26 protein-coding genes and 3 pseudogenes are annotated in these 26,579 nt (G+C 69.4%); 22 read left to right on the top strand and 7 right to left on the bottom strand.

Annotated features, from left to right (window positions below; all coding sequences use genetic code 11):
• The first annotated feature begins 18 nt into the window (after nucleotides 1-18).
• The 6 genes from OG381_RS45270 to OG381_RS45245 all read left to right on the top strand — a co-directional run bounded on the left by OG381_RS45270 (nucleotide 19) and on the right by OG381_RS45245 (nucleotide 4,951).
• A complete protein-coding gene (locus tag OG381_RS45270) occupies nucleotides 19-1,044 on the top strand; it encodes a carbohydrate ABC transporter permease (RefSeq protein ID WP_443061993.1) in 1,026 nt (341 codons plus the stop codon).
• A 13-nt stretch (nucleotides 1,045-1,057) separates the two neighbouring features.
• Nucleotides 1,058-1,999, top strand: a complete 942-nt coding sequence (locus OG381_RS45265) for a carbohydrate ABC transporter permease (RefSeq protein WP_327721826.1) — start codon at nucleotides 1,058-1,060, stop codon at nucleotides 1,997-1,999.
• 89 nt (nucleotides 2,000-2,088) lie between these two features.
• Complete coding sequence (locus OG381_RS45260) at nucleotides 2,089-3,549, top strand: GH1 family beta-glucosidase (RefSeq protein ID WP_327721825.1); 1,461 nt, start codon at nucleotides 2,089-2,091, stop codon at nucleotides 3,547-3,549.
• 283 nt (nucleotides 3,550-3,832) lie between these two features.
• Nucleotides 3,833-4,111, top strand: coding sequence for a hypothetical protein (locus OG381_RS45255; RefSeq protein WP_327721824.1), 279 nt, complete (start codon nucleotides 3,833-3,835; stop codon nucleotides 4,109-4,111).
• Nucleotides 4,112-4,193: 82 nt separating this feature from the next.
• Nucleotides 4,194-4,598: an ANTAR domain-containing protein gene (locus OG381_RS45250; protein WP_327721823.1), complete on the top strand. Its 405-nt coding sequence runs from the start codon at nucleotides 4,194-4,196 to the stop codon at nucleotides 4,596-4,598.
• Nucleotides 4,595-4,951 (top strand): PRC-barrel domain-containing protein, encoded by a 357-nt coding sequence (locus OG381_RS45245; RefSeq protein ID WP_327721822.1) that lies wholly within the window; start codon nucleotides 4,595-4,597, stop codon nucleotides 4,949-4,951. Before OG381_RS45250 ends, OG381_RS45245 begins: the two co-directional genes overlap by 4 nt.
• An 86-nt stretch (nucleotides 4,952-5,037) precedes the next feature.
• Here the strand turns inward: OG381_RS45245 and OG381_RS45240 are convergent.
• A pseudogene (locus OG381_RS45240) lies at nucleotides 5,038-5,278 on the bottom strand (Asp23/Gls24 family envelope stress response protein); the annotation flags it as partial.
• Between the two features lie 393 nt (nucleotides 5,279-5,671).
• On the opposite strand from OG381_RS45240, the gene OG381_RS45235 reads away from it, so the two are divergent.
• From OG381_RS45235 to OG381_RS45220, 4 genes are all read left to right on the top strand, one after another.
• A complete protein-coding gene (locus OG381_RS45235) occupies nucleotides 5,672-6,097 on the top strand; it encodes an STAS domain-containing protein (RefSeq protein ID WP_327721821.1) in 426 nt (141 codons plus the stop codon).
• Nucleotides 6,094-6,759 (top strand): hypothetical protein, encoded by a 666-nt coding sequence (locus tag OG381_RS45230; protein ID WP_327721820.1) that lies wholly within the window; start codon nucleotides 6,094-6,096, stop codon nucleotides 6,757-6,759. Before OG381_RS45235 ends, OG381_RS45230 begins: the two co-directional genes overlap by 4 nt.
• Nucleotides 6,756-7,517, top strand: coding sequence for an ANTAR domain-containing protein (locus tag OG381_RS45225; RefSeq protein WP_327721819.1), 762 nt, complete (start codon nucleotides 6,756-6,758; stop codon nucleotides 7,515-7,517). The genes OG381_RS45230 and OG381_RS45225 overlap by 4 nt, the downstream gene beginning before the upstream one ends.
• Before the next feature lie 78 nt (nucleotides 7,518-7,595).
• A complete protein-coding gene (locus OG381_RS45220) occupies nucleotides 7,596-8,312 on the top strand; it encodes a GAF and ANTAR domain-containing protein (RefSeq protein ID WP_327721818.1) in 717 nt (238 codons plus the stop codon).
• A 241-nt stretch (nucleotides 8,313-8,553) separates the two neighbouring features.
• Here OG381_RS45220 and OG381_RS45215 read toward each other — a convergent pair whose 3' ends face one another.
• On the bottom strand, nucleotides 8,554-8,982 hold the full coding sequence (locus OG381_RS45215; RefSeq protein WP_327721817.1) for a hypothetical protein: 429 nt from the start codon (nucleotides 8,980-8,982) through the stop codon (nucleotides 8,554-8,556).
• Between the two features lie 107 nt (nucleotides 8,983-9,089).
• Here OG381_RS45215 and OG381_RS49760 point away from each other — a divergent pair.
• The 7 genes and pseudogenes from OG381_RS49760 to OG381_RS45185 form a co-directional block, all read left to right on the top strand.
• Nucleotides 9,090-9,299: pseudogene (locus OG381_RS49760) on the top strand (hypothetical protein); the annotation flags it as partial.
• Nucleotides 9,300-9,357: 58 nt separating this feature from the next.
• Complete coding sequence (locus OG381_RS45210) at nucleotides 9,358-11,808, top strand: MMPL family transporter (RefSeq protein ID WP_327721816.1); 2,451 nt, start codon at nucleotides 9,358-9,360, stop codon at nucleotides 11,806-11,808.
• A gap of 139 nt (nucleotides 11,809-11,947) precedes the next feature.
• Complete coding sequence (locus OG381_RS45205; RefSeq protein ID WP_327721815.1) at nucleotides 11,948-13,267, top strand: sensor histidine kinase; 1,320 nt, start codon at nucleotides 11,948-11,950, stop codon at nucleotides 13,265-13,267.
• 641 nt (nucleotides 13,268-13,908) lie between these two features.
• The gene (locus tag OG381_RS45200; RefSeq protein WP_327721814.1) at nucleotides 13,909-14,844 is read left to right on the top strand and encodes an SGNH/GDSL hydrolase family protein; all 936 of its coding nucleotides are present in this window, start codon (nucleotides 13,909-13,911) and stop codon (nucleotides 14,842-14,844) included.
• A gap of 466 nt (nucleotides 14,845-15,310) precedes the next feature.
• Nucleotides 15,311-16,302, top strand: a pseudogene (locus tag OG381_RS45195) (IS5 family transposase).
• Nucleotides 16,303-16,819: 517 nt separating this feature from the next.
• Nucleotides 16,820-17,953: a sensor histidine kinase gene (locus OG381_RS45190; RefSeq protein WP_327721813.1), complete on the top strand. Its 1,134-nt coding sequence runs from the start codon at nucleotides 16,820-16,822 to the stop codon at nucleotides 17,951-17,953.
• Between the two features lie 64 nt (nucleotides 17,954-18,017).
• Nucleotides 18,018-18,674: a response regulator transcription factor gene (locus OG381_RS45185; RefSeq protein ID WP_327721812.1), complete on the top strand. Its 657-nt coding sequence runs from the start codon at nucleotides 18,018-18,020 to the stop codon at nucleotides 18,672-18,674.
• Here the strand turns inward: OG381_RS45185 and OG381_RS45180 are convergent.
• Together OG381_RS45180 and OG381_RS45175 are read right to left on the bottom strand one after the other, a co-directional pair.
• On the bottom strand, nucleotides 18,644-19,324 hold the full coding sequence (locus tag OG381_RS45180; protein WP_327721811.1) for a DedA family protein: 681 nt from the start codon (nucleotides 19,322-19,324) through the stop codon (nucleotides 18,644-18,646). The genes OG381_RS45185 and OG381_RS45180 overlap by 31 nt on opposite strands.
• The gene (locus tag OG381_RS45175) at nucleotides 19,321-20,046 is read right to left on the bottom strand and encodes a class I SAM-dependent methyltransferase (protein ID WP_327721810.1); all 726 of its coding nucleotides are present in this window, start codon (nucleotides 20,044-20,046) and stop codon (nucleotides 19,321-19,323) included. The genes OG381_RS45180 and OG381_RS45175 overlap by 4 nt, the downstream gene beginning before the upstream one ends.
• A 132-nt stretch (nucleotides 20,047-20,178) precedes the next feature.
• On the opposite strand from OG381_RS45175, the gene OG381_RS45170 reads away from it, so the two are divergent.
• From OG381_RS45170 to OG381_RS45160, 3 genes are all read left to right on the top strand, one after another.
• The gene (locus OG381_RS45170; RefSeq protein WP_327721809.1) at nucleotides 20,179-21,324 is read left to right on the top strand and encodes a sensor histidine kinase; all 1,146 of its coding nucleotides are present in this window, start codon (nucleotides 20,179-20,181) and stop codon (nucleotides 21,322-21,324) included.
• The gene (locus tag OG381_RS45165) at nucleotides 21,321-21,971 is read left to right on the top strand and encodes a response regulator transcription factor (RefSeq protein ID WP_327721808.1); all 651 of its coding nucleotides are present in this window, start codon (nucleotides 21,321-21,323) and stop codon (nucleotides 21,969-21,971) included. Before OG381_RS45170 ends, OG381_RS45165 begins: the two co-directional genes overlap by 4 nt.
• A gap of 456 nt (nucleotides 21,972-22,427) precedes the next feature.
• Nucleotides 22,428-22,979: a glyoxalase superfamily protein gene (locus tag OG381_RS45160; protein ID WP_327721807.1), complete on the top strand. Its 552-nt coding sequence runs from the start codon at nucleotides 22,428-22,430 to the stop codon at nucleotides 22,977-22,979.
• Nucleotides 22,980-23,247: 268 nt separating this feature from the next.
• Here OG381_RS45160 and OG381_RS45155 read toward each other — a convergent pair whose 3' ends face one another.
• The gene (locus tag OG381_RS45155) at nucleotides 23,248-23,982 is read right to left on the bottom strand and encodes a dienelactone hydrolase family protein (protein WP_327721806.1); all 735 of its coding nucleotides are present in this window, start codon (nucleotides 23,980-23,982) and stop codon (nucleotides 23,248-23,250) included.
• A 287-nt stretch (nucleotides 23,983-24,269) separates the two neighbouring features.
• Here OG381_RS45155 and OG381_RS45150 point away from each other — a divergent pair, with 287 nt between their 5' ends.
• On the top strand, nucleotides 24,270-24,407 hold the full coding sequence (locus OG381_RS45150) for a helix-turn-helix domain-containing protein (protein ID WP_327722777.1): 138 nt from the start codon (nucleotides 24,270-24,272) through the stop codon (nucleotides 24,405-24,407).
• 36 nt (nucleotides 24,408-24,443) lie between these two features.
• On the opposite strand, the gene OG381_RS45145 is transcribed toward OG381_RS45150, so the two are convergent.
• Entirely contained in the window at nucleotides 24,444-24,830 is a 387-nt protein-coding gene (locus OG381_RS45145) for a VOC family protein (RefSeq protein WP_327721805.1), read from the bottom strand.
• Nucleotides 24,831-24,891: 61 nt separating this feature from the next.
• Here OG381_RS45145 and OG381_RS45140 point away from each other — a divergent pair, with 61 nt between their 5' ends.
• Nucleotides 24,892-25,857, top strand: coding sequence for a helix-turn-helix transcriptional regulator (locus OG381_RS45140; protein ID WP_327721804.1), 966 nt, complete (start codon nucleotides 24,892-24,894; stop codon nucleotides 25,855-25,857).
• Between the two features lie 221 nt (nucleotides 25,858-26,078).
• Here OG381_RS45140 and OG381_RS45135 read toward each other — a convergent pair whose 3' ends face one another.
• Entirely contained in the window at nucleotides 26,079-26,402 is a 324-nt protein-coding gene (locus OG381_RS45135; protein WP_327721803.1) for a hypothetical protein, read from the bottom strand.
• Nucleotides 26,403-26,579 lie beyond the last annotated feature (177 nt).

Here is a 26,579-nt window from a genome sequence, read left to right as displayed (position 1 = left end):
GCCCCACGCACGGCCCCGATGGGTCGCCGGGCCCCTGCCCGCCTCTCCCCCCTCCAGGAAGGACGCCTTCCGGTGGCCATCTCCACCTCGACACCCCCCGACGGTGCGCCCGGCATCGGCGCGGAGCGTCAGCGGCGCCGTACGCTGCTGCACCGCCTCGACGTCCGGGGCGCCCCGTACGCCTTCGTCGCCCCGTTCTTCATCGTGTTCGCCGCCTTCAGCTTCTACCCGCTCATCTACACCTCGTGGATCTCGCTGCACCGCGTCGAACTGTCGACCCTGAACCTCATGGAGTGGGTCGGCTTCGACAACTACACGGCGCTGTGGGACGACGACCGCTTCTGGAACGCGCTCCTCAACACCTTCACCATCGGCGTCCTGTCGACCGTGCCCCAGCTGCTGATGGCGCTCGGTCTGGCGCACCTGCTCAACTACCAGCTGCGCGGCTCCACGTTCTTCCGCGTCGCCGCCCTGACGCCGTACGCCACGTCGGTCGGTGCCGCGGCCCTCGTGTTCACGATGCTCTTCGAGCGTGACTTCGGCATGATCAACTGGATGTTGAGCCTCGTCGGTGTCGACAACCTCGACTGGGAGAACAACAAGTGGGCCGCGCAGACGGCGATTTCCTCCATCGTGATCTGGCGCTGGACGGGCTACAACGCGCTGCTCTACCTCGCGGCGATGCAGGCGATCCCGCGCGACCGCTACGAGGCCGCGGCCATCGACGGCGCGTCGCGGTGGCAACAGTTCCTGAAGATCACCGTTCCCGGCATCCGTTCCACCATCGTGTTCACCATCGTCCTGTCCACGATCGGCGCCACGCAGCTCTTCGGTGAGCCCTTGATCTTCGGCCAGGGCCCGAACGGCATCACGGGGGGCGCCGACAACCAGTACCAGACGCTGGGTCTGCTGCTGTACGAGGAGGGCTGGAAGAACTACCAGATGGGCCGGGCCGCCACGGTCGCCTGGGCGATGTTCCTGCTGCTCATTGTCATGTTCGTCGTCCAACGAATCGTCAAGCGCGTCCTGGCGCGCAAGGCCTGACCGGGAGGTTTCCATGACCACAGACAGCATCCCGGTCCAGACGACGGACCCGCGCCCCGGGCTCGCGAAGAAGGCCCGGAAGGACACCTCGTCCGGCGGACGGCGCCGCCGGTTGTTCCGGCACCCGGGCGCCGGACGACAGCACCACGCGGGTCCCGTCGCCTACATCCTGCTGGGAATCGCGGCGCTGTTCTCCCTGTTCCCGCTCTACTGGACGATGGTGGCGGCCTCGACCGACAACACACGCGTCACCCAGACGCCTCCGCCGTTCCTGCCCGGACCCCACCTGCTGGAGAACCTCGGCAAGGCCTGGCAGGACGCCGCGCTGGGCAAGGCCATGCTCAACAGCCTGATCGTGGCCGGCGTGATCGCCCTGTCCACGGTCCTGTTCGCCACCCTCGCCGGCTTCGCGTTCGCCAAACTCCGCTTCAAGGGCCGCAACATCCTGCTGATGCTCGTGATCGGCACGATGATGGTGCCGCCGCAACTGGGCGTCGTACCGCTGTTCATGATGATGACGGAACTGGGCTGGGGCCAGAAGCTGCCCGCAGTCATCTTCCCCACCCTCGTCAGCGCCGTCGGCGTGTTCTTCATGCGGCAGTACCTGTCCGAAGCCCTGCCCGACGAACTCGTCGAGGCCGGACGGGTGGACGGTGCGCACTCCCTGCGCATCTTCTGGAGCATCGTGCTGCCGATCGCCCGGCCTCCCATGGCCGTGCTGTTCATGATCACGTTCGTGCACGCCTGGAACGACTTCTTCTGGCCCTTCATCGTGCTCGACATGACCAATCCGACGGTGCCCGTCGCCCTCACCCAGCTCAGCGCCGGATACGTGCGCGACCAGTCGCTGATCATGGCGGGCGCGCTGCTCGGCACGCTGCCTCTGCTCGCCCTGTTCGTCGTCTTCGGCCGTCAGATCGTCGGCGGAATCATGCAGGGGGCGGTCAAGGGGTGAATGCCGTGCCGACCCCCGCTGCCGCGGTCCCTCGACGCCCCCACCCCGCTTCGCCTCCCCCTCCCCGCACGTCACCTGGAAGGACCCACGTGAGCACCGCAACCCGACGCGTCGCGCCCGCCCCGGAGAACATCGCCGTCCGCACCTTTCCGCAGGGATTCACCTGGGGCACTGCGACCGCCGCGTACCAGATCGAGGGCGCCGCCTCCGCGGACGGACGCACTCCTTCGATCTGGGACACCTACTCGCACACGCCCGGCAGGGTGCGCAACGGTGACACCGGTGACGTCGCCACCGACCACTACCACCGCTGGCGCGAGGACGTCGAGATCATGGCCGACCTCGGAGTGAGCGCCTACCGGTTCTCCCTGTCGTGGCCGCGCGTGCAGCCGACCGGCCGCGGTCCGGCCGTCGAGAAGGGGCTCGACTTCTATCGCGCCCTGACCGACGCACTGCTGGAAAAGGGCATCGAACCGGTCGTCACGCTGTACCACTGGGACCTGCCGCAGGAGTTGGAGGACGCCGGCGGCTGGCCGGAGCGCGCCACCGCCGACCGGTTCGCCGACTACGCGACCCTGGCGGCACATGCGCTGGGAGACCGGGTGAAGACCTGGATCACCCTCAACGAGCCCTGGTGCAGCGCCTTCCTCGGATACGGCTCAGGTGTCCATGCGCCCGGGCGCACCGACCCGGTCGCGGCCCTGCGCGCGGCGCACCATCTCAACCTCGCCCACGGCAAGGCCGTACAGGCTCTGCGCGCCGAACTGCCCGCCCGCGCACAGGCGTCCATCACGCTCAATATCCATCACGTCCGCTCCCTGACCGAGGCAGCCGAGGACCTCGACGCGGCCCGGCGGATCGATGCACTGGCCAACCGTGTCTTCACCGGCCCGCTGCTGGAAGGCCAATACCCCCAGGACCTCCTCCGGGACACGGCGCATCTGACCGACTGGTCCTTCCTACGGGACGGCGACACCGCCGCCATCCACCAGCCGCTGGACTTCCTGGGCGTCAACTACTACACACCCACACTCGTGTCCGCCGCCCGGGGCGAGGCCAGCCATGGTTCCGACGGCCACGGCGCGAGCGAGCACAGCCCCTGGCCGGGCGCCGACAACGTCGCCTTCCACCGGCCGCCGGGCAACACCACCGCGATGGGATGGGCGGTCGACCCCAGTGGTCTGTACGACCTGTTGACGCGTCTCAAGGCGGACTTCCCCGCGATGCCTCTGGTGATCACCGAGAACGGGGCCGCGTTCGACGACTACGTGAACCCGGAAGGCGAGGTGGCCGACCCCGAGCGCATCGCCTACCTCCACGGCCACCTGTCAGCCGTGCACCGGGCGCTCGTGGCCGGCGTCGACGTCCGGGGCTACTTCCTGTGGTCTCTGCTGGACAACTTCGAGTGGGGTTACGGCTACAGCAAGCGCTTCGGTGCCGTCTACGTCGACTACCCGACCGGCAAGCGCATCCCCAAGTCCAGCGCGCGGTGGTACGCCGACGTGGTCCGCACCCACAGCCTGCCGCCGGAAAGCGACGGGAACCGGTGAGCGCGGGGAGAGCCGCACGGCCGCCCGATGCGCTGAAGGCCTCGCCACCGGTGCCATGGCGACGGCTTCGCGTCGGACCTGATGCGCCCAGCGGCGTCTCCCCCAGCGGCGGCTCAGCTTTCCGTTCGTGGCCAGGTCGCTCGACAGGTGTCAAGCGGGCGTCCGTGCCAGGCCGAACGCGCTGACGTCGCACCGTATCCGTAACCTTTGGGCAGGACTACGCTGCGGGGTGAGGCCCCAGTCCCCGGTATCGAAGCTGTGTTGCGCTCCCGGGAAGGCCCCTGTGTTCCTCCTGCTGCTCATCGTCATCGCGGTCCTGTTCGGCCTCGGCTTCCTCAATCCCATCTGGTGGGTGGCCGGGGCCGTGCTGGTCTACGGCGCCACCCGCCACGCCCGCGATCGCGGCGGCGGACGGACCCATGACGGCGGTGCCGACCTCGGGGACTACCGGGACTACCGGGACTACCGTGATCGCAGGGAACGCTGGGACCGGCGCTACAGCCGCCACAACCGCGCGCGTCGGCGGCGTGAAGATCGCCGGGACCACGAACACCACGAGTGACCCTGGAAATGGACCGTCAGCCACGGCTTCCGGGACGACTCACGCCAGCCGGACACGTCCCAATCGCCAAGAGGTGCATGTCATGCAACGCACGACCGTGATCCAACAGGAGCGGTGGGACCTACGGGCCAAGGCCACATGGGGCAACGCCCCCGCAGGGCAGGATGTCGTCGCACTGCGCGCCGAGAACGATCAGCTGCGGCGGGCGCTGGCCAGCCGCGCGGTCATCGACCAGGCCCGCGGCATGGTGATGATCCTGACACCCTGCCACCGCGGGGCGGCCAGGAAACTACTGGTGGATGTCTCCCGGCAATGCGACACCCGCCTCCCGGAGGTGGCCGCGGCACTGATCGCCGCCTGGGAGGGCAAGCCTCTCCCGGAGCACATGCAGAGGGCGATGCGTCGTACGGTGCGGCGCTTCAACACGGATACCCAAGGGTGCGACTCACGGCCGTCGACCGGGCCGTCCAGGAGGAAGAGGCCATGATTCACGCAGCCGACGTCCGGGAATGGCGCAATCGCGACGTCGTCGACACCGAGTCGCACAAGATCGGTGTCCTGGAGGCCGTCTATGTGGACACCACCACCGACGAGCCGGCCATGGCCACGGTACGAACCGGACTGCCGAGCCGGCGGCGGCTGATCTTCGTCCCTCTCGATGACGCGACCGCCGGGCCGGACTATCTCAAAGTCGGCTATGACAGGAAGCTGGTCAAGCAGGCCCCTTCGATCGGCACCGACGATGTCCTGCCCGCCGAGCAGGAGGAAGCAATCTTCAAGCACTACGGACTGCCGTACGAGCCCGGTGCGGCCGGCGAACGACAACTGGCGCGCCGCTGACCAAGACTGCCCGATGCGACGGAGGTCCCCGACTACGCACCAGGAACGCGTAGTTGGGGCCGTGCCCGGGCCGGCCGGGCGGTTTTGACGACGACTTGGAGGCCGATCTCGGTCTGCTTCTCACCGACCTCGGCCTTGACACCGCGCCCTGCGCTAGCCTGCCCGCCCGGGACCCGGTCGCGCACCGTGCCCATAGTGCGCGTTGAACCCGCCGCCCAGCGCGTGGATACCGGGGACCTCCCGTGCGGCGGTCCCCGTGGCCTTTTCCACGACCCCGTCCGCGATGGTCGTCCGGCCCGGGTCCCGGGCGGTTCCTGAGGCCCGGGGCGCGCGGCCCGGAGCATCGTGCCCACGGCAATGCTCGGCTCACCGGGATCGGGCTTCCGCAGGACCTTTGGCGCCGCCCGCATCCTGGGCACAGGCGGCTTCGGGCCGTCTGTGGCATGGGGTTGGGGACTATGCTGCTGTACGGACGTCCCAGACCCCGGCGGCTTGTCATTGCTCGATACCGATGGCTGTGGGGAGCGGATCTTTTTGTCCGTCACCCGGCGCATCCCTGGAGGGAACTGGGTAGGTCCGCGGTCCTGTTCGCACAGGCTGCAGGGTCGGCCGATGCTTCGCCTCCGTCGAACGTACGCCGCTGCCAGGAGCGCGCCAGGAAGGCCGGGAACCCCGGCCTCACCGCGTGCGCTGCCCAATGGCCATGTGAACCGAGGCGTCATGCCCTTCCCACAGCTCACCGTCCACCGCCGTGATCGACGAAACCGGGCGCTGATCACCCTGGCCGGTGAGATCGACCGGGAATCAGCCCCGCTGGTGCGCACTTCACTGGCGCGGTGCCTGCAGGACGGCATCCGCACCGTCGATGTCGACCTCACACCCGTCACCTTCTGCGACTGCAGTGGCCTCAACGTCTTCCTGGACGCCGCGCAGAAGACCGCCGAGGCGGGCGGAACCCTGCGACTGCACCACCCGCCACCGATACTGGGCCGGATACTCGACCTCACCGGCTGCGGGTTCCTGCTCCTCAGCCCGCGGCTCGGGAATCTGGCACCTCGTCTCGGGGATGTCCCGGTCACGACCGCCCAAGCCCCGCTGTACCGGCCCGTTCCCCTGGCCTCCGTCCTCTCGGGTGATGCCCGGTGACGGCCCGATCGGGGCGGGGGCGGCAACGAGAGCCCCGTGGCAGCGAGTCGGCCACCATGGACGCGGTCCTGCTGCGTCGGGTGAACCGCTGGCGGGCGCAGGCTGTGAGCGGGGAGCTCGCCGATTTGTACGTGGACTCCCGCCAGACGTCTCCACGTGCGGCGTATCGCCCTCCTGGCCGCCAGGACTTCCTGAACCGTCTCACCGCCGAGATCCGGCGGCCGGGGTTCACCATGATGATCGCGGAGACGGACGGTCTGGTGGGATGCGCGTTCGGATTCCCGGTGCGCAGTGACGGCTTCTGGCGGCCCGGGTTCGACGGGGCGCTGCCGCGGGACATCGTTCGACTCACCGCGTCGCACGGAGTCTTCGCGATCACCGACATCCTGATCCGCCCGCACCCGAGGGACAAGCACGTGGCCCGCCGGTTGCAGGAGCGGCTGCTGAGCGACCAGCATGCGGCGCTCGGCGCCACCCTGGTGAACCGGTTCGATCACCCGGCCCTCGCCGCGCTCTGTTCCTGGGGATGGCTGGACGTGGGAGAGATCTGGAGGCCGGTCAGCGCCACACTGCTCCGGGCGCTGGTCCTTCCGGTCGGGGAGCGAACCGCGGCGCGGCCGGCAGGGCTCGCGCACGGTGCCTGGACGCGGTGGCCCGGATGAGGTCCGACAACCGCTCGGCGCGGATTCAGGCACTGGTCGCCACGCAGGCGGTGCGACGCGGTGGCCGGGTCGGCGTGGTGGACGTGTGCACCGCGGCCGTCGCCGCGCTCCCGGTCGGCGGGGCCGGACTGTCGGCGATGTCCCGGACCACGGCGAGTCATCCGCTGTGCAGCACCGACGACATCAGCGAACAACTGGAGGAGCTGCAGCTCACGCTGGGCGAGGGGCCCTGCGTGGACGCCTTCACCCACGGCTCGGTCGTCCTGACGCCCGATCTGCTGACCGGTGCGCTGCAGGACCGCTGGACTGTGTTCGCGGATGCGGCCCTGGAGGCCGGGGCGCGCGCCGTCTTCGCGCTCCCCCTGCAGATGGGGGCGATCCGCCCTGGAGTCCTGGATCTGTACGCCGACGTGCCGACCGTGCTGGACGCCGAGGAACTGGCCGACGCACTCGCCTTCGCCGATCTCGCAACGCTGCTGCTGCTCGACGCGCGGATCGAGGAGACGGGCGCGCCGACTGGCGGGGCACCGGCAGATCGCGAGTTCGAGGACCTGGGCGCGTACCGGGCGGAGATCGACCAGGCGACCGGCATCCTCACCGTCCAGCTCGGCGTCGGCCTCGACGAGGCCTTCGTCCGACTGCGCGCCCACGCCTTCATGCAGGGACGCCGACTCGCCGACGTGGCAGCCGACGTCGTGGCCCACCGGCTCCGCTTCTCCCCGGACACGGAGCCCGGACCGGTCGACGAGGAGCCCTGATGCATGGGTGCCGTCCGACGAACGCGCCGTACTTCCCGCCCCTCCCCGGCGGGCCTAGTCTCCATCGAGGGTGAATCGATGAATCAGCAGCTCCTGGCCAAGACCTTCGTCGAGCTGGCGGACAACCTGGTCGCCGACTTCGATCTGATCGACTTCCTGCGCCTGCTCACCGACCGCTGCGTAGGGCTCCTCGGCGCGAGTGCGGCCGGGGTGCTGCTCGCGGACCGCGACGGCGAACTGCGCGTGATGGCCGCCTCCGACGAACAGGTACGCCTGCTGGAACTCTTCCAGCTCCAGAACGACGAAGGCCCCTGCCTGGAGTGCTTCCGCACCGGCATACCCGTGATCGTCCCCGACCTGACCCGGGAGCTCGACCGCTGGCCACGCTTCGTCACAGCGGCCCACCGCGGCGGCTTCGGGGCGGTCCAGGCGCTGCCCATGCGCCTGCGGGACGAGGTCGTCGGCGCCCTGAACCTCTTCCGCGCCGCCCCCGGGCCCTTCGACCCGGCAGGCACACTCGTCGCCCAGGCCCTGGCCGATGTCGCCACCATCAGTCTCCTGCAACAACGCACCACCCAGCGCAGCAACGTCCTCAACCAACAGCTGCAGACCGCACTCAACAGCCGCGTACTGATCGAACAGGCCAAGGGCAAACTCGCCGAACGTCAGGGCATCGACATGGAACGGGCGTTCACCGCGCTGCGTGGTTATGCCCGCGCCCACAACCGCCGCCTGTCCGACCTGGCCCGCGCGTTCATCGACGACTCCGAACCCTTCCCCGGCCTGGGATCCTGACACTGCCACCGAGGTAGCTACCGCACCCGGCTGCCCAAGAGCGAAGAAGGCGCGGTGCTGCCCGCGTACCGCCGCCGGCTGACGCCCGCTGCGGTGCTCCGCCGACTGCCGGACGGATCCCAGCCGACTCCGGGCCCTCACCCTCGCCTGTCTCGGCGGGCCGCACCGCCATCCCAGTTGGGCCGGTGCGACAAGTGCTTCTGTGGGGCGCGGCAGCTCGCCAGGCGGCCAGCTCGGATCGTCAGTGGGCGGCCCGGTGGCGGAACCAGTGGTGCTTGTGGCGGGGGTGTTCGGCCGGTTCGGCAGGGGCTTCGTCGGCCCTCTCCGATTGCGCCGGCTGAGCGCGGGCGGGGTCGCGTTCATTGATCAGAACGTCCCGTTCCTGTTCGGCTGCGGCTGTCTCGCGCCGATGCTGTTTGAGCTCACGCCGTGCCCTGCGGCCGCGGCGAGCCGTGCGACGGGTACCGGTCAGGAGCAGGCTCAGCCCGAACAGAGCCGCTGCCCCGACGACGATGCCGTAGAGGAAAAGGGTGCCGGTGGAGCCGGTGACGTCGGCTCCGAAGACGGAGAATCCGCCGGTGAACTCGTGGGCGTTGCCACTGTTGGACAGAACGCCGGCAACGCCGATGACCACCGCGGCGACGAGAATGACGAGTCCAAGGATGATCATGATGTGCTCCTGGGATCTGCTTCCTCTCATCACGGTAGAGCCGTTCGGCCCGGCAGGCCACCGCCAGAGGTTGCGTCTACCTCAAGGTTGAGGTATTGGCGCCTATCGCCCGCCCGTTCCGGCGGATGCGTAACTGGAGAGTCGGTGTCGAAGCCCGCATCAGCCCCGCCACGAGGCTGAACCATTTTCCAGAGGCAAGTAGCTGGGCCGAAAACCTCATAGCCAGGGGCACAGCGCGTAGTACTCCGGTACTAACGTGCCGCACCGGATTCGGTTCCGCGGTACGGGATGGTCGCCCGGGACCGCTCCTAGGTTGAGATCGCGGGTCAGTCAGGCCCAGCTCACCCATGATCTCTTCTCTGGTGGGAGTACTCCGTGGCCACCTTCCTCTATCGGCTCGGCCGACTGTCGTTCCGGCGACGACGCATCGTCGTGATGCTCTGGGTCGCCGTCCTGGCCGCCATCGGCATCGGCGCCATGACCGCGCCCGGCACCTCCTCGGGGGCCCTGAGCGTTCCAGGCACGCAATCGCAGAAGGCGATCGACCTGCTGCACAAGGAGTTCCCGCAGGCATCCGCCGACGGCGCCACCGCGCGGGTGGTGTTCGAGGCGCCCAGCGGGCAGAAACTCACCTCCGCCGCCAACAAGGCCGAGGTCGTGTCCTTGGTCGCGAAGCTGGAGAAGTCGCCGCAGGTGTCGGGCGCCTCCGATCCCTTCACCAGCGGCCTGGTCAGCAAGTCCGGCACCATCGCCTACGCCCAGGTGTCCTACAAGGTCACTCAGACCGACGTCAGCGGCGCGGCCCACACCGTCCAGACCGAGGTCGTGGCCCAGGGCGAGAAGGCCGGCCTGAAGGTGAGCCTGGGCGGCAACGCCGTCAAGAACGAGGCCACGAGCAAGGCGGCCGAGCTGATCGGTGTCGGGGTCGCCGCCATCGTCCTGATGATCACCTTCGGCTCGCTGATCGCAGCAGGACTGCCCCTGCTCACCGCGATCCTCGGGGTGGCCGCGGCCATCCTGTCCATCACGCTCGCCACGCACTTCTTCGACCTGGCCTCGTCCGCCACGACCCTGGCCCTGATGCTCGGCCTGGCCGTCGCCATCGACTACGCCCTGTTCATCGTCTCCCGCTACCGCAACGAGATCCGCGACGGCCACGAACCCGAGGAAGCGTGCGGACGCGCCCTGGGCACCGCCGGGTCCGCGGTTGTCTTCGCCGGCCTGACCGTGATCGTCGCACTGAGCGGCCTGAGCGTCATCGGCATCGCCATGCTCACCTCCATGGGCCTGGCCTCCGCCTTCGCGGTCGCCGTCGCCGTGATCATCGCGCTGACCCTGGTGCCCGCCATGCTCGGCTTCGCCGGTATGCGGATCATGAAGGGCAGGCTGCTCACCCGCCGTATGAAGGCACTGGAGCGCGGCGAGGGCGAGCCGATGGGCGTGCGCTGGGCGAGGTTCGTCACCCGCAACCCGGTCAAGGTGCTCGCCGTCTCGGTGGCCGGCCTGGCCCTGCTGGCCATCCCCACCATGTCCCTCGAGATGGCCCTGAACGACGACTCGGGGAAGCCTCCCGGCAGCACCCAGCGCGTCGCCTACGACACCCTCAGCAAGGGCTTCGGGCCCGGCTTCAACGGCCCGCTCACCGTGGTCGTCGACGCCCGGGACAGCGGCAATCCCAAGGCGGCCGCCCAGGACGCGTACACCATGCTGGGCAAGCTGGACGATGTCGCTGCTGTTCGTCCTCCCTCCTTCAACGAGGCGGGCGACGTGGCCCTGATCGGCGCCGTCCCCAAGAGCGCCCCGACCAGTGCAGCCACCAAGGACCTCGTGGGCGAGATCCGCGACCACGGCGCCGCCCTGCACCAGGAGTCCGGCGCCGACCTGATGGTCACCGGCCTGACCGCCGTCAACATCGACGTCAGCACCAAGCTCTCCGACGCCCTCATCCCCTACCTGGCCATCGTCGTCGGCCTGGCCCTGGTGCTGCTCCTGCTGGTCTTCCGGTCGATCGTGATCCCGCTCAAGGCCGCCCTGGGCTTCTTGCTCAGTGTGGTCTCGACCCTCGGTGTCCTGGTGGCGGTCTTCCAGTGGGGCTGGCTCAAGGACCTCTTCGGCGTCGACCAGACCGGACCCATCGTCAGCCTGCTGCCCATCGTGCTGATCGGCGTGGTGTTCGGTCTCGCCATGGACTACGAGGTCTTCCTCGTCTCCCGGATGCGGGAGGAGTACGTCCACGGCGCCGAACCCACGCAGGCCATCGTGGAGGGATTCCGGCACAGCGGCCGGGTGGTCACCGCCGCCGCGGTCATCATGGTCTCCGTCTTCTCCGGATTCCTCCTCGACTCCGAGGCGCTGATCAAGTCCATCGGCCTGGGGCTCGCCGCTGCCGTGTTCATCGACGCCTTCGTCGTCCGGATGACCATCGTCCCGGCGGTGATGGCCCTGCTTGGCCACCGCTCCTGGACCCTGCCGAAGTGGCTGGACCGCATCCTGCCGAACGTGGATGTCGAGGGCGAGAAACTGCGCCACGCGCTCGAAATCGAGCAGGCGGTCTCCCTGCCCGAGCCGGAACTCGCCGGTGTCGCCGCCAGGGTCCCCGCGGGCTCGAACGGCCACAGCGCCCCCCACGCCGTCACCGGCGACCACGCTCCCGATGTCCCGGACGTGCCGGCACCTGCCCCGCAGGCCCCAGGGAAGGCACGCGGACTGGCCAGGCTCAGGCAGCACGCGGCACGGGGCGGTGACGCCACCGTCCCCGCCGGCGCGACGGAGTCGGAGGCACCGGTCCGCAGGAAGCTGCTGAAGAACCCGCTGCGCAGGAGGTGACGAGAGCAAGCCGCAACACCGGCTTGCGCACCGGCTGCTGACAGGGCGGCCGACTCTCACCGGCCGTCCCCCGTGCCCCGCCCGTCGGCCCGATCCCCCCGGGCCGACGGGCGGCCTGACATCGCGAAGGGCCTGTCCCGTGAACGCACCGAGTGCCCCCACTCCCGCCCCACGCCCGGACGAGCGCCAGTTCCTGCAGACCCTGACGAGCGATCCCGAACAGCGGGTGATCGTCTCGGTCGTCTCCCGGCTCGCGTCGTGGCGGCGGGCAGACCGGGCCCATCCCCGGTTCCGGCGGTGGGGGGTCCCGGTCTTCTGCTTCGTGGGCGGCAGCGACGCGTACCTCAATCCCCACAACGTCGGCAATCCCCAACTGCCCCTCGTCCTCGCCTTCTGCGTCCCGCTGCTGTGGCGGGAACGCCGCCCCATGCTGGTCTTCGCCCTCACCACGGCCGTTTCCGTCGTGTCCCTTCCTCTGGGGGTGCTGACCGGCGCCGAGTTCGCCCGGGTGGTCGCCCTCTTCAATGTCGGCCGTCACTGCACCCCGCGTCAGCTGGCCCTCGCCACCGGCGTCACCCTCGTACAACTCGCCGCATGGGCCTACTTCTTCTGGCGCGGCCGGCAGCTGGACTACGTCACCCGTCCGGAGCCCGTGACACTGATGGTGATGGTCGCCGTAATGGCGTTCGCCGCATTGGGCCTGCTCCTGCGGCTGGCCTACGCCTACATCGACGCCCTGAAGAAGCAACGCGACCAACAGACCCGTCTGGCCACCGCGCAGGAACGCGCCCGCGTCTCCCGCGAGATGCACGACATCCTCGGCCACACCCTCGCCGTCATCGTCGGCCTCGCCGACGGCGCCGCCGCCCTCACCGAGACCAAGCCCGAACGCGGCGCCCAGACACTCCGCATCATCAGCGCCAGCGGCCGCGACGCCCTGGCCGAACTGCGCCGCCTGCTCGCCGTCATCGGCGACGACGGCGACGACGGCGAACGCCCAGGCCAGTTGCACGACGTCCCGCTCGCCCCGCAGCCCGGACTCTCCGACCTGGACACACTGCTCGACCGGGTCCGCGCCACCGGCCCCACCATCGCCCTGCACGCACACGGCGACCTCACCGGCCTGCCCCCTGGGCTCCAGCTGTCCGCCTACCGCATCATCCAGGAGGCCCTGACCAACACCGTCAAGTACGCCGCCTCCGGTACCTCGGTCCACGTCTCCATCGCCGCCGACCCCGACACCGTCCGCCTCACGGTCGAGGACACCGGTCCGCCCCGTACCCCGCGTGCACGCCGTGTCCGGACGGGCAGCGGCCGCGGGCTGGTCGGCATGCGTGAGCGCGCCGCCCTCTACCGGGGCGAGGTCACCACCGGCCCCAACCCCCACGGCGGTTGGACCGTCCACGCCACCCTCATCCCCAACCCGCCGGTCAACTCCCCCGAGAAGGACCACGCTTGACCATCGTCCTCACCCTCGTCGGCAAGGCGCTGCCGCGGATTGGGCTTCGGCTTGCTGCTGAGGGTGCAGCCCTGCCCTCACCACCGTCGGCGAGGCCGCGGACCAGTACAGCAGTCCGTATCGCCGCCGGACTCCACCTGACCTCACCTCCTGGGGCCTCTGCTGAGGCAGCCTCGAACCTCATGAATACGCCCACGGCGCGCTCCGCACCGGCGCCGACGGGTTCCGGTTCGTGTGCCCCTCGCCCGGACGAACTCCTGTTGGGGATCAGGACGGTCGCGTGCGGCGACACCGTGGACGTGCCCAGCATCCCGCTCCGCCTGCCGAAAACCGGCGCCGCGCGGATCGCCCGGCCGACCCGACCGCGTCTGGGCCCAGCGTCGACGCGCCTTCCTACCGCGGTACTACGCGGCCCTGCCGCATTCGGTCCCGCAGTGCCGAGGACATGCGCATTTCCCCGCCTAGTTTGACGGCAGGGCCACACACACCACGTCCCCGACGTGATCCCAGCAGGCCCTCCCCTCCCCCAGCCAGCCCTGCCGGTCCCGCTCCGGACACCGCCACCCGTCGCGCACAGCCGCCTGTGCTGCCGTGCCCGCCCAGCAGTTCTGATCACCCGTGACGACGACAGGAGAAACCCCATGGGACCGTATGCACGCGCAGGTCTGGCCGGGATCATGAGCTGCGGCGTTCTGGTCACCGCCGTCCTCATCGGCCGCCCGGACAGCACCCACGCCAACGCCAACGAGAAACGACCGCATGCCGGGCCCTACGTCGCTCTCGGCGACTCCTACACCTCCGGCCCGAAGATCCCCCGGCAGTCCGGGACACCGGCCGGCTGCGAACGTTCCGACCACAACTATCCCGCGGTGGTGGCACACCAACTCGGCGTCACAGCTACCGACTTCCGTGATGTCAGCTGCAGTGGCGCCACCATCACCGACCTCACCGCTCCGCAGAAGACGTCCAACGGCACCAATCCCGCCCAGCTTTCGGCCCTCTCGACGAGGACGCGGCTGGTCACTCTCGGCATCGGCGGCAACGACATCGGCTTCGGCTCGACGGTCACGAAATGCGTCACGATGGGCGCGATGTACGGTGCGATCGGCAGCGACAGAGTCTTCTCCGACGATGCGCCCTGCAAGAAGCAGTACGTCGACGGCGGCGCCGACGAAGTGGCACAGAAGATCCAGGCCAGTGGCCGACAGCTGTCCGCGACACTGGCCGAGATCGAACGGCGTGCGCCCAAGGCCCGGGTCTACGTCGTCGGCTATCCCGCGATCCTGCCCGCCGACGGCAAAGGCTGCGGGAGGGAACTGCCCCTCGCGCCCGGTGACGCGACCTATCTTCACGACAAGGGGCAACAGCTCAACACCATGCTGAGCAGGCAGGCCGAGGCCGCCGGAGCAACGTACGTCGACACCTACTCCCCCTCCGTCGGCCACGATGCCTGCTCCGCGGAGAAGACCCGCTGGATCGAGCCTCTGCGCCCCAGCCGCCCGGCCGCCGCCGTCCACCCGAACGCGCAGGGCGAGCAAGGCATGGCAGACGCCGTGCTCCGCGCCATCGGCGACTGAACGCCCACAGGAGACAGAGGACTACCGGCCACCGGCGACCGACCCGCCGGTCCACCCCGGCGCGGTCGCCAGCATGGTCTCCCCCATAGGAAGAACCCCGGCAGCATGCCCACCGTTCTCACGCGTACCGGTGCTTGCCTGCGTCAGGCTCGACGGGTACGCCTGAGCCGCGCTGGCGGCCGACGCCGGCGCACTGCTCCCGGAAACACCGAACCGCACGAGCTGACCACGACCATCCGCGCAGTGGCGGACGGAGGCGCCGTCACCGCCAGCCGCCGCCTCATCGGCACCGTTCGACGCCGGCCGCCCGCCTCCGCGACTCTCCCGACGGAACGGCTCGGCGTGCTCCGTCAAGTCCCACGCCGGCCGTGGACCGCTCGTCGCAGCCGCGCGCAGCGGCGCCCTAGGGATTGTCTTTAGTTGTGATCAAGCCCGAGATCGGGTGTCGGTCCGGTAGGACTGTGTTGTGACGCGTGCACAACTCACTGACAGTGAATGGGAGTTCATCGGGCCGCATCTGCCGGTCGGCAGGTTCGGCCCATACCCCGAGCGGCTGCGCGAGCAGTTCGAGGGGGTGATCTGGCGGTTCCGGACCGGCAGTCAGTGGCGGGAGATGCCCGAGCGGTTCGGCGCCTGGCAGACCGTCTACAACCGCTTCATGCGTTGGCGCGACGCGGGCGTCTTTGGGGCCCTGCTGGAGGAGGCGATCGCCGAGGCCGCCCGCCGGGACGAAATCGACATGTCGCTGGTCAGCGTGGACTCCACCACCGCACGGGCTCATCATGATGCGGCCGGCATGCGGGTCAGTGAACAGACCTTGGCAGCGCTGGAGGAGGCGGCCTCGCAAAAAGGGGACCGTCCGAGGAACAAGGCGGACAGGACAGCGAAAGCGATCCGGGTCGCGCCGAACGCCGACGCGTCCGCCGCAGACGGCGAGCCCGGCTGAAGGCCGCCCTGCTCGGGCGGTCCCGCGGCGGGCTGACCAGCAAGATCCACCTGGCCGCCGACCGACACTGCCGGCCGATGGCACTCCTTCTGACCGCCGGGCAGGCCGCCGACAGCCCCCAGTTCATCCCCGTCCTGAACAAGGTGCGGGTCCGCCTGCCCGTCGGCCGTCCCCGCACCCGGCCGGCCGCCGTAGCCGGCGATAAGGCCTACTCCTCCCGCGCCAATCGCGCCCATCTGCGCAAACGCCGCATCCAGGCGGTCATTCCCGAGAAGAAGGACCAAGCCGCCAACCGAAGGAAGAAGGGCAGCCGTGGCGGCAGGCCCGTCACCCACGACACCGTTCTGTACCGCGACCGCAACACTTTCGAGCGGGCCATCAACAAGATGAAGGACTGGCGGGGTATCGCGACCCGCTACGACAAGAAGCCCGAGAGCTACCTCGCCGGGCTGCATCTCCGCGCAGCGACCATCTGGATCAGCAGTCTCCTGAAGCCGATTGATCGCAACTGAAGACAGTCCCTAGTACCCCGGTACTAGCCACCGTCGTCGTTTTCCCGCCCACAGTGCCGTAGCGCCCGTCGATACCGCTTCTACGGTGAAACCGGGCCTGATCAGGCCCGTCCGTGCACACACCTTTCTTCTGGCGGGAAGCAAATCCGTGGCCACCCTCCTCCCCGGCTCCGGCGGCGCGTGCGCTGACCAGGCAAAGACGACGCCGCCCCAGAGCCGTGGCCAGCCGTACGATCACGGAAGAGCGGTCGGCCCCGGTCGGCGTTCTTCTCGAGTCGTTGTTCGTCCGTCCATTCCCCCGGGACCGGCGAGCGGATCGCCTGCACCGCGAAGGGCATAGACCTTGACCCCCACGCCCCCACACGATTCCCCGCCCGGTCGACACGTCCCCAGCCGACCCGAGCTGCCCGAGGCACTGACGAACGACGATGAGCAGCGTGTGATCGTGTCGATCATCGCTCGGCTGTCTTCCTGGCGGTGGGCGGACCGGGCCCACCCCCGTGTCCGAAGGTGGGGCGTGCCGCTGTTCTGCATCGCTCTGGGGCTGCCGTCCGTACTCGCCTCCGCCGGTGAATCCAGGGTCGCCGAAGAACTGGTCCTCTCCGTCGCTGTGGCCGTTCCGCTGCTGTGGCGGGAACGCAGGCCCATGCTGGTCTTCGCGCTCGTCACTGCCATCGCCGTGCTGATGGCCTCCACCGGGTCCCTCCATGACGCCAGCGCCAGTGCCGATGTCGCCCGCATCGTGGCCCTGTTCAACGTCGGCCGTTTCGGCACCCCCCGCCAGCTGCTGATCGCTCTGGCCATCTCCCTGATGCAGCTGGTCGCCTGGGCCGCCACGTTGTGGAGCGACGGTCAGCCGGAGTACGCCAGACGGCCGGAGATGCTGCTGCTGTTGGGCGTAGTGACGGTGACGGCCATCGCCGGCCTCGGCCTCGCCTCCCGACTGGTGAACGTCGTCATCGCGGCCCTTCAGAAGGACAAGAACCAGCAGGCCCGCCTCGCCGTCGCCCAGGAACGCGCCCGCGTCTCCCGGGAGATGCACGACATCCTCGGCCACACCCTCGCCGTGATGGTCGGCCTCGCCGACGGCGCCGCCGGCCTGACCGAGACCAAGCCCCAGCGCGGCGCCGAGACCCTGCGGATCATCGCCGACAGCGGCCGTGGCGCCCTCGCGGAGCTGCGCCGCCTGCTCGCCGTCATCGGCGACGACAACGACCGGCCACACGATGCCCCGCTCACCCCGCAACCCGGCCTGGCCGACCTCGATCCGCTGATCGAACGCGTCCGCGCCGCCGGACCGAGCCTCACCCTCAGCACAGACGGCGACCTCACCGCGCTGGCCCCCGGTGTCCAGCTCGCCGTCTACCGCATCGTCCAGGAAGCCCTCACCAACACCCTCAAGTACGCCGCCGCCGACACCTGCATCAGCGTCCGGGTAGCCGTCGACTCCGAGACAGTCCACATCGATGTCGAGGACACCGGCCCCCTCCGCACAGCCCGCTCCCGAAGGCGGAGCGCGGAAAGCGGCCGCGGTCTGGTCGGCATACGCGAGCGCGCGGCCATTTACCAGGGCCAGGTCACCGCCGGACCCAACCGTGAAGACGGCTGGAGCGTCCACGTCCGTCTCTTCACCACCCCGCCCTCCCTCTAGCTCTCGCCTCCCCCCATGAGCACAGAGGTCCCCAGCCACCACCAGAACGGAGATCCCCCCGCACATGACCACCGTGCTCATCGTCGACGACCAGGCCCTGCAACGCCTCGGCTTCAGCATGCTCCTGGAACAGCACCCCGACCTCACCCTCATCGGTGAAGCCACCCACGGCGCCGAAGCCGTCCGCAAGGCCGCCGAACTCAAGCCCGATGTCGTCCTCATGGACGTCCGCATGCCCGGCATGGACGGCATCGAGGCCACCAGACGCATCATCGAGTCCGGTGGCCGCTCCCGCATCCTGGTCCTGACCACCTTCGACCTCGACGAGTACGCCTACGACGCCCTGCGCGCCGGAGCCTCCGGGTTCCTGCTGAAGGACGCCATGCCGGACGAACTCGTGGCCGGCATCCGCGCGGTGGCCGCCGGAGACGCCGTCATCTCACCCGGTCTGACCCGCAAGCTCATCGACGCCTTCAGCAGCCGCCTGCCGGGCCACACGCCCGAACAGCAACGGCAGCTGGCCCGCCTCACCAACCGCGAACGAGAAGTTCTCACCGCCATCGCAAGCGGCTGGAGCAACACCGAGATCGCCGAACGCCTCTCCCTGGCCGAGTCCACCGTCAAGTCACACGTGAGCAGCATCCTCACCAAGACCGGGGTCCGGGACCGGGTCCAAGCCGTGATCTTCGCCTACGACGCCGGCCTCGTCAGGCCTGCCTGACCATGGCCGGAGGACGTGGTGGCGGGCTCGGACGCCGCTTCCCGGGGCGCCGTAGAGGATCGTCGCCTTCTTCGCCACAGCAGCCAGCCCCCGATCGCCATCACAGCGACCAGGGCGAGAGCAGGGCCGCCCAGAGTGAGGACGCGCTGCACAGACGTCGCGGCGGCGTATCCGACACCCGCTTCCGCTGTGGCCCACACACATGCGGCGACGACGCTGTAGGGAGCGATGCGCCGGTAGGGCAGGCGGGTGGCGCCCGCGGAGTGCGGGGCGAGGGTGCGTACCACCGGCACGAAGCGGGCCAGGAAAACCGCTCGGCCGCCGTGGCGCGTCATCAGCATCTCGGCCTGATGCCAGGCGGCGACCGGTATCCGACGGCCTATGCGACCTCCGCGCAGCTGATCGCCGAGGAGTCTGCCGGTGCGATGGGCGAGGAAGTCACCCGCCACCACGGCACCGGCTGCGGCTGCGATGACGAGAAGAAGGTTGACCTGGCCGGTGCGGGCCAGCGCGCCGGCGGTCAGGAGCAGGGTCAGTGTCGGGACGAAAGCACCGACGAGAAGGACCGACTCGGCCAGGACCGCGGCGGCCACCATCGTGTACGCCGCGGCCGGCGAGAGGTGGCCGAGCATGTCGGAGAACGCGTTCACCGCCGCGCCTCGACGGACTGCGGCTCGGGGCGGTCCGCGGAGACGAGAGGTCGTTGCAGATGCCAGACGTAGGCGGGGGGAAGGTTGGCCCACACTGTCCAGCGGCCCGTGGCGAAGGCGCGCTGATAGGTGGCCATGATCTCGTCCACGGCAGCGTGGCGGCGGACTTCCGCGCGCGACGCCGTCAGGGCGCGGGCCTTGTGGGTGCCGAGGTAGGCGAAGTAGGTCAGTGTGCCGCCGGGGTGGAGGAGTTCCAGGTAGCGGGCCATGATGCGCTCGACCTGTACGGGCGTGAAGTTGGTCAGCGGCAGTCCCGAGACGATGACGTCGTAGCGCTGGTCGGTGTCGAGCTGCTCGACGTAGGTCTCATACACGTTCACCTGAGCGGGCCTCGCCGCCAGGCGCGGGTGCGTGGTGACGAGGTGGCGCAGCCGCGCGGCGAAACGCGGATTGGCCTCGACGATGTCCAGGCGGCTGCCCCGGGACAGCTGCGGTATCAGGGCCCGGGTGACCGAGCCGGTGCCGGCGCCGGCTTCCAGGACTGCCAGCGGGTGGGACGCCTGAGCCCGTACGGGATCGGTCAGAGCGCGGGCCAGGGCCTTGCCGCTGGGAGTTATCGCACCCGTGGTACGCAGATCACGGGCTGCCTCGATCAGGAACATCCAGCCTTCGGCGTCGCGCTGCGCCAGGACACGGTCGTGGGAGGTGGTCCAGTCGTTCATGGAATTGACGCTAGAAAGCCCCGCCGGGCATCGGATCAGCCCTTCTGCGACAGCGTCCCCCTACGAAAGTAGGGGGTGGACATCATCGATCGTCCGACGGAACAGCGCGCCGGCCTGCCTAGCATGGGCCAGGTGAGCAGCAGAGAAAGCCGCAGATGGGCGGCCTACGGGCGCGGGACTCTCGTGGCCCTGTGTGTCGCCGCCGCCACGCTCAACGACATGGCAGCCCGGGGGCGCTACCTGGCCCCCGTCATGGCCACAGCGCTGGTGTGCGCAGCGGCCCTGCTCGTGCCCCGGCTGCGATGGCCCGCTGCGCCGGTGCTGCTCACCGTGGCCACGGCATGGTGGGGATCGTTGCTGCTGCCCATGCTGGCAGTCGTCCTGTACGACCTGGCAGTGGACCGCCGGGCGCGGGTGGCGGTGGGCTGCGCCATCGTCGCGTGGGGCGCCAACCTGCTCGGCTACCAAGCCACTTCCCTGTGGAGGGCGCAGTCCTACGCGTCCACGGTGTTCCTGCCGGTGCTGGCCGTACTCGTCGGGCTGTGGCAGGGCAGCCGACGCCGTCTGCTGCTGGCGCTGGCAGCCGACGTAGAACACCTGAGCATCGAGGCGCAGCTGCGCGAAGAGGCGGCCCGCATCGCGGAACGGTCCCGGATCGCCGCCGAGATGCACGACGTCCTGGCCCACCGCCTGAGCCTGATCGCCCTGCACACCGGTGTCCTGACCACCAAGAGCGACACACTGCCCGCACCCCTCGCCGAACGCCTCGGACTGCTGCGCACGACGTCCGTCGAGGCCCTCACCGATCTGCGCGACGTCCTCGGGGTACTGCGCGACCCTGACGCCACGCCGGCCGACGCCACCCTCAAGCCGGTGATGAGGGAAGTAAAAGAACTGGCCGACGAGGCCCGCGCCGCCGGCCAGCACGTCGAGCTGACCACCGACGGCCTTCCCGAGCAGGCTCCCACCACCCACCGTCTGGCCGTGTACCGCATCGTCCAGGAAGCACTGACCAATGCCCGCAAGCACGCCGACGGCGCTCCGGTGACCGTACGCATCGACTACCGGCCGCCCACCACCCTCGTCGAGGTCACCAACCCCCCTGGCACTTCCCGCACGGACACCGTCGGCAGCGGCTACGGACTCGTCGGCCTGCGCGAACGCGTCACCGCCCTCGGCGGGCACCTGAACGCCGGACCGGCCGGCGCGGGCGCATGGCGGCTGGCCGCACGCATCCCCCACCCCGCCGGCATCGAACAGAACGGCACCCCCACATGATCCGCACCATGATCGTCGACGACGACGCCCTGGTCCGCCTCGGCCTCACCGACCTCCTCAACGACGATGAGGGCATCGAAGTGGTGGCCCAGGCCGCCGACGGCCTGAAGGCCATCGAGCAGGCCACCGCCCACCGCATCGACGTCGCTCTCGTCGACGTCCGCATGCCCCGCATGGACGGCATCACCGCCACCGCCCGCCTGCGAGCCCTCCCCCACCCCCCGAAGGTCATCACCCTCACCACCTTCGACCTCGACGAATACGTCTACGACGCCCTCGCCGCCGGAGCCGACGGGTTCCTGCTCAAGGACACCGACCCCGCCGAAATACTGCGCGCCGTCCACCTGGTGGCCGCCGGCTCAGCCATGCTCCACCCCACCGCGGCCCGCCGCCTCATCGACCGCTACCACGCCACCCACCAGCCCCAGGTCACCGCGGCCCAGGCCCGACTGGAGCGCCTCACCCCCCGCGAAGCCGACGTACTCGCCCTGCTCGCCCAGGGCGACACCAACGCCGACATCGCCACCCGTCTCGCCATGCGCGAGAGCACCGTCAAGGCCCACGTAAGCCGCATCCTGACCGCGTTGGAGGTCACCAACCGCGTCCAAGCCGCCCTCGTGGCCCGCGACGCAGGACTCCCCACCTGACCCACGCATGTTGTATCTCCTGGACGCGGGCGAGGTCCTCGGACGTGAGCGTGACCTGGGCGGCGGCCACGTTCCCTTCCAGACACCGCGGACGGCGGCGAGGTTCGTCTCGTAGTTGCCGGGCTACCAGCGGTCGTCCTTGCTGCGCATGTTGCCCAACTCCGCACGACCGGCAGGACATCGGCCTCCACTCCCGGCACTGATCAACCCGGTGCACCATCTCGAGCACCGGACTCCGCTGGTCGCGGTGGCGACGGCCTCACCAGGCCCGCGCCTGCGCGCGTCCCATCGCCTCAGGCCAACCAGTACTATCGGTAGCGGCCTGGTGCAGCCGGCCGCTCGCGCCTTTCAAGGTTGGGTGAATGCACCGTGGGTCTCCTCGCCTCGGCTCACTGAACGCGGCGCCGGCCGACAACGCGAGCATCGGCATCATGGGCCGCGTGGAAAGCCGACGCGATGACGTCCCTTACCACTGACCGCGCCAAGCAGCTCGCCAAACTCCTGCGCGAGGACCTTGCCAAAGCGGGTATCGAGATCCGGCACAGCCTCGCACTCGAGCTGATCGCCCATCAGCTCGGCACCAAGGACTGGAACGTGCTCGCTGCTCTGACGAGCCGCGTTGGGAGCACTGCCACGCCGGACATCAGCCCGGGCGTGCCGGTCCTGCGCGTCATGTCCGTCGCCCAGGCACTGCCGTTCTACCTTGACTACCTGGGCTTCGCCCTGGACTGGGAGCATCGCTTCGAGCCCGGGCTGCCGCTGTATGTGCAGGTATCGCGCTCGGCAGCCGTGCTGCACCTCTCCGAACACCACGGCGATGGCGTCCCCAACAGCGCCGTCTGGATCCCGGTGCGCGACGTGTTCGCGCTGCACGAGGAATTGCTCGCCCGACCGAACGCGCCGGTACGTCCCGGAATCGATCCGGACGCGCCCGGCGGGCCGACACTGCAGGTCGTCGACCCGTACGGCAATATCCTGAGATTCACGCAGCCGCCGTCCGCGCAGTAGCCGCCCCTCCGGCAGAGCGCACCGTGGCACGTGGCGCGCTCTGCCGACACGATCCTTGACGCGAACCGCTTCACGAAGCGACGGCAGCAAGCTCACGACCTACGGCGCGTCCACCAGCTCGAAGAGTGCATCGCCCTGCGCGGTCAGGCATGCGTACACGACATCCCGGAAGTGCGACGCCAGGCGAAGACATCGCGCCTGGCGTCCAGTTGCTGCACACCCGCGTCCACGGCCCTCGTTACGACAGCACGGGGTTAAGGGATCAAGCTCAGTTCCTGGTCAGGGTGCGCCCGAGAAGCGGCAACAGGCTGTCCCAATGACGCTGCAGTGCGGCAGGGTTGAAGGCATCGGTGTCGGACATGGTGAAGCCGTGGACGGTGCCGGGATAGATCTCGGAGGTATAGCCCACACCCGCCGCGTCCAAGGCCTTGTTGAGCTCGCCGAGGGCCTCGGGCGTCAAGTCGCTCTCAGCGTGGCCGAAGTGGACCTCGGCGGTGATCTTGGAGAGGCTGTCGGGTCCGTCGACTCCTACCGGGCCGTGGAACGCGGCGAGGGCGGCCACTTGGCTGGGATGGGCCGCGGCGGTACGCGTCGCCGCAAGGCCGCCGATGCAGTAGCCGGTCACCGCAAAAGGTCCGGCGCTGACCTCGGGCTGAGCAGTGAGAAACTTGAGATAGGCGTCAGCGTCCCTCAGGACACGTTCTGTGGTGTGCGCCTCGATCAACGGCATCAGCTGAGCGAAGACCGCCGACCGGACCTCTTCTCCGATGTGCTCCGGAAGTTCGATCACCGGCGCCGGGCCGTGCCGGTAAAAGAGGTTGGGGACGAGCACGTAGTACCCGTGCCCGGCCAGTTCCCGGGCCATCTCGCGCAGCACGGGCCGAATCCCCAAGCCGTCCGCGTACATCAGCACCCCTGGGTGCCTCCCGCCACCGTCGGGAAGGGCAGCGAACGCGTCGGCATGGCCGTCCGCGGTGGGAATCTGCAGCATCTTGATGGTCATGAACTCTCCTGTCGTGGTTGATGTATCGAGCCTGTGATCAACACGACGGAGGCGGGGCCCGCGCCACAGCGCAAGGTCCTCGATCCAACAGCGGGCCCTCACCGGCCCGTACGGCGCTCAGAGGAGCACCGGGTCGCCAATCCGTGTGTGGCGCAACGCCGTCCCGGTAGTCATAGCGCACAACGTAGCCCACCGGATGAAGCCGATGCCAGGCCACCGGGCCACAGTGCTGTTCGCGAGATCGATGACGGTGAGGGCCGTGGTTGCTGCCAACTATCCGCTGCGACATGGGGTCGGTGGTGACCTGGCGACGGGCCCCAATGGTGGAGCTATCGGCGCAGGGCGTGGCCGTGGCGAAGATCGCCACGACCACGCTCACTAGCACAGGCCGGGTCCGGGACGTGATCCACAACTTCACCACCTAGGAATCCGCCTCGTTCACGAGGCGGAGGAAGGCAGGTTCAGACGAGGGTGGTGATGCAGAACGGGTGGCCGGCGGGGTCCAGCAGAACTCGCCACCGGTCGGGTTGGGGCTGGGTCGGGGGCTCGACAGCGCCCAGGGCCAGCAGGTGAGCCTGCGCGGACTCCAGGTCGTCGACGCCCAGTTCGATGTGTGCCTGCTTCTCCTGGGACGGGTCCGGCCAGGTGGGACGCCTGTAGTCGGTCAGCCGGTTGAACCCCAGTCCGGCAGAGCCCTCCTGGCCGAGCAGGATGAAGTCGTCGCTGGAGTAGACGACGGGCAGGCCGAGGGCCTCCCCGTAGAAGCGGGCCATTTCGGCGGGATCCGGGCAGTCGAAGGTGACAGCCGCGTAGCGGATCGCGGGTGCGGACGTGTTTCCAGTACTCATGAGGACGACGCTATGACGGGACCAGGACAGATTCGGTCCTGGTCATGCGGGACACTTCAGTGTGATCAGCACATCCGCCCGTCTTCTGCGACTGGTCTCGCTCCTGTCCGCACGACCGTCGTGGACCTGCGGCGAGCTGGCCGACCACATGGCAGTCACCGAACGCACGGTGCGACGGGACGTCGCCAGGCTCCGGGAACTCGGTTACGGGGTTGAGTCCGACCCCGGGCCATGGGGCGGGTACCGCCTCCGCGCCGGAGCCCGGGTGCCGCCGTTGATCCTCGATGACGAGGAGGCGCTCGCCGTGGCCGTCGGGCTGCGCGAGGCCGCGCTCAGCGGCGTTCTCGGCGGCAACCAGGCCGCACTTTCCGCACTGCTGAAACTGCGTCAGGTTCTGCCGCGCCGGATCGCGGACCGGCTGGGCGAGATGGACGCCACCTTTGTTCACACCACGAGGCCCGACGCGCCCCAGATCGCGCCCGGCGTACTGCTGGAATTGGCCGGCGCGTGTCGCCGGGGCGAGCGGTGTCGCCTGTCGTACCGCGATCGGGAGGGGAACGCCACGGTCCGGGATGTCGACCCGTATCGCCTGGTGCACACGGGACGCCGTTGGTACTTCGTCGCCCGGGACGTGACGCGGGACGAGTGGCGTACCTTCCGGGCCGACAGGGTTGGTCAGATACAGCCGACCGGGCGCCGGGTGGAGCTCATCGACCAACCCGACCCGGCCGTGCTTGTTTCCCACTCCATCGCGACCGGGGCCTACCCGCTCTACGTGACGATCCGCCTCCCGCTGCCCATGGACCAGGCGCTGCGGCTGATCCCACAGACGGTAGGCACCCATCGCCGGGACGGTCCCGACGCCACGATCGTCGACATCGGCGGCCCCGACGCGGACGGGCTCGCCAGGTACCTCCTCAGCCTGGCCACACCACTGCGGGTCCTGTCACCGGACGACGTACGCGAAGCGCTGCTGCGCCGCACGCGGGAACTGATCGAGGACAACGTGAACGACCAGTCCCGGTAGACAGGCGTTATGCAAGGCGGCCCTCAGCAGCGAGGCCAGGCTCGGGCCAAGGCCGGTCCCGCCGGGTCAAATGGCTGTCTCCGCCCCACGCTTGGGGGGCGGGACAATCCAAGCCATAGCGGCGTCCTGGCTCCCGCTGGACCGACCGGGCCGGGACGGTAATCGGGCCGATCGCATCCCGATGCCGCGCGTCGCGCACGGTCGCGGATACCTCGCCGGGTTCACAGGGCGTGGTGCAGCCAGCGCTGGAGGACGGTGCTGACGTCTGCCGGCAGGGCACTGAGCTGGTCAATGACCGCGCGGTCTTCCGGCATCGGGGGGATACCGGCGGCGGTGAGCGTCGCATTCAGGGCAAGACGCCGCTCATCGCGCGGGTCGAGGATCCCGCTGAGGCGTTCGGCGGGGTTGGGCGGCGGCAGGAAGTAGTCCAGATCGTCACAGGCCTGGTCGCCAGCCGGCCAGATGTTGTCATGGGTGTCCGGAGCGGCGTAGGGGTCGGCGTAGGCGCAGGAACCGAGGTTCTCGTTGTTGTTCCAGGGGGTCAACTCTGTCTCCCAGCGGTGTTGTGCGGACTACTGGTCCAGAGCACCGCGAGACCTGCTTCGGTTGCGGCCCCGGCCCGACATCACACTGCTGGCGTCATCGGCGGCTGATCACCTCGTGTGACCAGCCGCCGACCGTCTGCGCCACGCTTTCGGTGGCGGGGGGCGTCCCGGATGCTG

This window comes from Streptomyces sp. NBC_00490, assembly GCF_036013645.1.
Taxonomy (GTDB): domain Bacteria; phylum Actinomycetota; class Actinomycetes; order Streptomycetales; family Streptomycetaceae; genus Streptomyces; species Streptomyces canus_F.
This window is presented reverse-complemented; position numbering and strand designations above follow the sequence as displayed.

What these genes read in the sequence shown, in the direction of transcription:
- OG381_RS45215 (WP_327721817.1), bottom strand. Translation starts at nt 8,982, where the DNA reads ATGATCATCCTTGGACTCGTCATTCTCGTCGCCGCGGTGGTCATCGGC.
- OG381_RS45150 (WP_327722777.1), top strand. Translation starts at nt 24,270, where the DNA reads ATGGGGTCGGTGGTGACCTGGCGACGGGCCCCAATGGTGGAGCTATCG.
- OG381_RS45270 (WP_443061993.1), top strand. Translation starts at nt 19, where the DNA reads ATGGGTCGCCGGGCCCCTGCCCGCCTCTCCCCCCTCCAGGAAGGACGC.
- OG381_RS45250 (WP_327721823.1), top strand. Translation starts at nt 4,194, where the DNA reads ATGCAACGCACGACCGTGATCCAACAGGAGCGGTGGGACCTACGGGCC.
- OG381_RS45225 (WP_327721819.1), top strand. Translation starts at nt 6,756, where the DNA reads ATGAGGTCCGACAACCGCTCGGCGCGGATTCAGGCACTGGTCGCCACG.
- OG381_RS45265 (WP_327721826.1), top strand. Translation starts at nt 1,058, where the DNA reads ATGACCACAGACAGCATCCCGGTCCAGACGACGGACCCGCGCCCCGGG.
- OG381_RS45200 (WP_327721814.1), top strand. Translation starts at nt 13,909, where the DNA reads ATGGGACCGTATGCACGCGCAGGTCTGGCCGGGATCATGAGCTGCGGC.
- OG381_RS45175 (WP_327721810.1), bottom strand. Translation starts at nt 20,046, where the DNA reads ATGAACGACTGGACCACCTCCCACGACCGTGTCCTGGCGCAGCGCGAC.
- OG381_RS45160 (WP_327721807.1), top strand. Translation starts at nt 22,428, where the DNA reads ATGACGTCCCTTACCACTGACCGCGCCAAGCAGCTCGCCAAACTCCTG.
- OG381_RS45185 (WP_327721812.1), top strand. Translation starts at nt 18,018, where the DNA reads ATGACCACCGTGCTCATCGTCGACGACCAGGCCCTGCAACGCCTCGGC.
- OG381_RS45165 (WP_327721808.1), top strand. Translation starts at nt 21,321, where the DNA reads ATGATCCGCACCATGATCGTCGACGACGACGCCCTGGTCCGCCTCGGC.
- OG381_RS45145 (WP_327721805.1), bottom strand. Translation starts at nt 24,830, where the DNA reads ATGAGTACTGGAAACACGTCCGCACCCGCGATCCGCTACGCGGCTGTC.
- OG381_RS45235 (WP_327721821.1), top strand. Translation starts at nt 5,672, where the DNA reads ATGCCCTTCCCACAGCTCACCGTCCACCGCCGTGATCGACGAAACCGG.
- OG381_RS45155 (WP_327721806.1), bottom strand. Translation starts at nt 23,982, where the DNA reads ATGACCATCAAGATGCTGCAGATTCCCACCGCGGACGGCCATGCCGAC.
- OG381_RS45245 (WP_327721822.1), top strand. Translation starts at nt 4,595, where the DNA reads ATGATTCACGCAGCCGACGTCCGGGAATGGCGCAATCGCGACGTCGTC.
- OG381_RS45220 (WP_327721818.1), top strand. Translation starts at nt 7,596, where the DNA reads ATGAATCAGCAGCTCCTGGCCAAGACCTTCGTCGAGCTGGCGGACAAC.